The organism is Pseudomonas sp. (assembly GCF_040514055.1).
In the GTDB taxonomy this organism is placed as follows: Bacteria; Pseudomonadota; Gammaproteobacteria; order Pseudomonadales; family Pseudomonadaceae; genus Aquipseudomonas.
On sequence record NZ_JBEVDL010000043.1, the window covers coordinates 1 to 4309 of the forward strand.

4 protein-coding genes and 1 pseudogene are annotated in these 4309 nt (G+C 63.8%); all 5 read left to right on the top strand.

Annotation, left to right across the window (positions count from 1 at the left end):
• Window positions 1-153 (top strand): annotated as a pseudogene (locus ABWY06_RS10790) (SCO family protein); the annotation flags it as partial.
• A 9-nt stretch (window positions 154-162) separates the two neighbouring features.
• Window positions 163-1713: a cytochrome c/ABC transporter substrate-binding protein gene (locus ABWY06_RS10795; protein WP_353925571.1), complete on the top strand. Its 1551-nt coding sequence runs from the start codon at window positions 163-165 to the stop codon at window positions 1711-1713.
• Window positions 1714-1727: 14 nt separating this feature from the next.
• On the top strand, window positions 1728-2681 hold the full coding sequence (locus tag ABWY06_RS10800) for a peptidylprolyl isomerase (protein ID WP_353925572.1): 954 nt from the start codon (window positions 1728-1730) through the stop codon (window positions 2679-2681).
• 222 nt (window positions 2682-2903) lie between these two features.
• The gene (locus tag ABWY06_RS10805; RefSeq protein WP_353925573.1) at window positions 2904-3437 is read left to right on the top strand and encodes a response regulator; all 534 of its coding nucleotides are present in this window, start codon (window positions 2904-2906) and stop codon (window positions 3435-3437) included.
• An 84-nt stretch (window positions 3438-3521) separates the two neighbouring features.
• The coding region (locus ABWY06_RS10810) for an ATPase, T2SS/T4P/T4SS family (RefSeq protein WP_353925574.1) at window positions 3522-4309 on the top strand (788 nt) is incomplete at its 3' end.

Below are 4309 nucleotides of genomic sequence, written 5' to 3' on the forward strand. Positions count from 1 at the left end.
GGCCAGGTCATACCGTCCCCCGAGCAGCACTCCACCCAGTTGATCGTCGGTGACGTGGCGAACAAGCGCTGGAGCAAGATCCGTCCCGATGCCCCGGCCGCCGCCATTGCCCAGCGCTTGCAGTTGCTGGCAATGCCCGTGGCCGGCCGTTGAGTGCGGGCCATGAGAAATGCCCTGATCCTCGGCCTGCTTATCCTGGGTGGCATCAGCCTGAGCGCCCAGGCGTTATCGCTGACGCCCAGCGAAAACGCCGGCAAACGGCTGTACCGCGAAGGTGTATCGGCCAGCGGTGAGCCGATCATGGCCCGGATCGGGGCGGCGGGCATGCTGCTGCCGGCCACCAGTCTGCCGTGCGCCAACTGCCACGGCAGCGATGGCCTGGGGCGCCCGGAAGGCGGGGTGCGGCCGCCGGATTTGAGTTGGTCGCGGCTGACCAGCACCTACGGTCAACAGCAGGTCAACGGGCGAGCCTACCCGGCCTACACCGAGGGCACGTTGGCCCGTGCGATCCAGGAGGGACGCGACCCGGGCAACAACCGGCTCGATGCGGCGATGCCGCGGTTCGTGCTGTCGATGAGCGATCAACGCAACCTGACGGCGTACCTCAAGCGCCTGGCCGATGAGCGCGATCCGGGCCTGAGCCCCGACAGCCTGCACTTGGGCACCTTGCTGCCGAGTACTGGCGTGCTGGGCGAGGAGGGCCTTACCGTGGCGGCGGTGCTCAGGGGCAGCGTGGCGCGGATCAACGAAGCCGGGGGGATTCACGGCCGGCAGGTGCGCCTGACCATCCTTGACCCGGGGCCCGACCGTGCCAGCGCCGAACATGCGCTCGACCAGTTGATCGAACAGGAACAGGTTTTCGCTTTGGTCGCACCGCTGGTGCCAGCGCTGGATGCGGAGCTGGCGCCGCGTCTGGAACAGGCCGGCGTGCCGCTGATCGGGCCGCTGTCATTGCAGGGCACGGCCCAGGCCAGCCGACAGATTTTCGAACCGCTGCCGGGGCTGCGTGAACAGATGATCGCCCTGGCCAACTACGCCGCCACCAGCCTGCGCGTACTGCAAGGCCCCACGCTGATCGCCTACCCGAACGAGCCGGGCCAGCGTTTGGCAGCCGAGAAACTTGCCCAATACCTGCAGGACAACGACTGGCAGAAAGTGCGCCTGCAACCCTATGAATCGGCGCAGGACGAGTTGCCATTGGGCTCGCGCTCGGTGTTCTACATGGGCAGCAGCGGCGGTTTCAGTCGCCTGGCCGAGCGCTTGCAGACCGCAGGCCAGGTGCCCTACCTGTTCGCCGCCTCGAATCAGGTGGCGGGGGATCTGTTGCAGGTGCCCAGCGGTTTTTCCCGGCGGGTGTTCCTGGCCTACCCCTTCGTGCCCAGCGACTGGACGATGACCGGGCGCACTGCCCTGACGCAACTGCGCGAGCGCCAGAAGCTCGGCGGCGAACACGCGGTCCTGCAGGTCGGTGCCTACAGTTCGATGATGCTGCTCAGCGAGGGCATGAAACAGGCGGGGCGCGATGCCAGCCGGGAAAAACTGATCAGTGCCCTGGAAGCCCTGCACGACTTCGATACCGGCCTGACCCCACTGATCAGTTTCGGGCCGGGTCGACGCTTGGGCCTGAACGGCGCCCATGTGGTCACCGTGGACCTGCCAGACCAGCGCTTCTATCTGGTTGCCCCCTACAAACCCATTGCCGCCACGCCCTGATCCGGAGGCCGAAGATGAAACTTGCGACTGTGTTGGTGCTATTGACCCTGTGGGTGCCCGCCGCGTTTTGCAGCAATGGCCCGGCGGTGGCGAGGGTCAATGGCGAGGAAATTTCCCAGCTGCGCCTGGAGCGTTATTTCGCCGAATACCTGGAGGATCAGGGCCGGGCGGTTGCCAGCATCCGCAGTCCCAGCGCCTACAAGCAGCTGCGCAAGGCGGCGCTGGACGCCCTGATTGACAAGGAGCTGCTCTGGCAGGAAGCGGTCAAGCGCGGGGTGGTGGTCAGCGATGCCACGGTGCACGACCAGGTGGCCCAGACCCGCCAGGCCATGGGGGGCGCACAGGTGTTCGCCCGACGCCTGGAGGACGCCGGTTTCGATGAGGCCGGCTACATCGAATACACCCGCCGTGATCTGGCGGCGCAACAGATGTTTGCCGAACTCACCAAGGCAGACGCGCCGGACGAAAAACAGGTGCAGGCGTTTTATCAGGAGCACCGCGCCGAAATGAGCCGGCCCGAGGAGATCCAGGTCAGGCATATCCTGATCAAAGTGCCTCAGGGGGCGGATGCTTCCACAGTCGAGGCCGCGAGACTACGCTTGGAGGCGATGCGCACCACGATTCGCGACGGTGCCGATTTTGCCAGCGTCGCCCGCAGCGGTTCCGAAGACGCGTCGGCCAGCGCAGGCGGCGATCTGGGGTACTTTACCCGGGGGCGCATGTTGCCGGAGTTCGAAGCCGCGGCCTTTGCCCTGGCACCCGGTGCCGTCAGCGAGCCGGTGCGCACGGCGGTTGGCTGGCATTTGATTCAGTTGCAGAACCGATTGGAGGCTGCCGATGTCACACAAGAGCAGGGACTTGACATGGTTCGGGCTTACCTTGCCCGACAGAAACAGGTCCAGGCTCGTCTGCAGGCCCTGGCGCAGCTGCGCGCAAGCAATCGGATCGAACGGATTGACGACGAGTGAGCTTTCCCCAACTGTGGGGGAAAAGCGTCGATGCGTATCCGTTCGCTTTCCCCCGCTTTTGGGGGGTGGGGCATATGGGCGCAAAGGCATTGCTTTTAAATTCAAGGACATGAATACATAAAATTACCGGCACTCAGCCTGGCATGAAGTGTGCGTTAGACCTATCAAGGCGCGCACTCCGCCAGGTTCGGAACTCGGACCTGCGGTTTCAAGGAGTCCACCTTGTTAAACAAAGTACTGGTTGTTGATGACGAACAGCTGCTGGCGGAAAACCTCCAGGGTTACCTGCAGGCGCAAGCGCTGGAAGTCCGGATTGCTCACGACGGTGCGCACGGAATCGCTGAAGCAGGCGATTTCGCACCCGATGTGATGGTGTTCGATTACCGCTTGCCCGATATGGAAGGCTTTGAGGTGCTCGATGCCATCCGCCAGAACAGGAAGTGTCATTTTGTGCTGATCACGGGGCACCCCACCGCAGAGGTTTGCGAAAGGGCCCGGCAACTGGGAGTCAGCCACATCCTGTTCAAACCCTTTCCGTTGGCGGAACTGGCGCGTGCAGTACTTGACCTTCTGGGGCGCCAGCGCGAACCCAAAGCGGGTGTGAGCAGTAGCGAAGGCTTTGTCGAACGACGCCAGAGCAGGATCGAAAGTTTCCCGCTGCAGTTGTACGACGGTAGTTGGGTGCTTGCAGATCGCCGACGAAGTAACTCGGCCTCCACAGCGCCAGACGACGAACAATTGCTCACCGGGGAGTAATGGCGCGACAAGAGGTTCCGGCATCCGCCGCAATTGCTCGCCGCGCCGACAGGGCTCTAAGCCCCGGGTGTTGGAGAGCAAGCCATGGATCGTCTTACCCTTGTCGTCGATGTGCCACCGCTGGATTGTGTACCGACCCGGTTTTCCAGTGAGCAATTGGCCCAGGCCCGTTCCCGGGCCGACAGTTCCGGCGAGCGCATGCTCGAAGCCCTCGCGGTGCTGTGCGACTTGGCCCCCATGCCTTTCATCCAGTGCCTGGGCGCAACCCTGCATTACCCGGTGCTCGACACCGACAGCCTGTTCCAGGCCACTCCGGTGTTCGACCGGGTCACCCTGGCCCAATGCCTCAAGCGCGAATTCATCCTGCTGCGTCACGACGACGCGGTCATCGGCGTGTTTGCCGACCCCTTCGACAGCGCCCGCCTGGCCTGGATCGACGACTGCCTGCACGGCGCGCCGCTGTACCTGGTGCATGCCGACGACCTGAAAGCCTACCTCGCGCGTCACGAAGAGAGCTTCCACGCGGTGGAGTCGCTCAACGCCCAGGCCGACGGCAACACCGAGATCGACACTCTGCAAAGCCTGTCCCTGACCAGCATCAGCGAAGACTCGAGCGTGGTGGTCAAGCTGGTCAACTCAACCCTCTACGACGCGCTGAAGATGCACGCCAGCGATATCCACCTGGGCACCACCGGCAGCGGCCTGGTGATCAAGTACCGCATCGATGGCGTGCTCAACAACATCAGCAAGATCCAGGGCAACGAATTCGCCGAGCAGGTGATTTCCCGGGTCAAGGTCATGGCCGAACTGGACATCGGCGAAAAACGCGTGCCCCAGGACGGTCGCTTCAAGATCGGCATCAGTGGCCGGCA

Coding starts and splice junctions, on each gene's coding strand:
- ABWY06_RS10795 (WP_353925571.1), top strand. CDS start 163: ATGAGAAATGCCCTGATCCTCGGCCTGCTTATCCTGGGTGGCATCAGC.
- ABWY06_RS10800 (WP_353925572.1), top strand. CDS start 1,728: ATGAAACTTGCGACTGTGTTGGTGCTATTGACCCTGTGGGTGCCCGCC.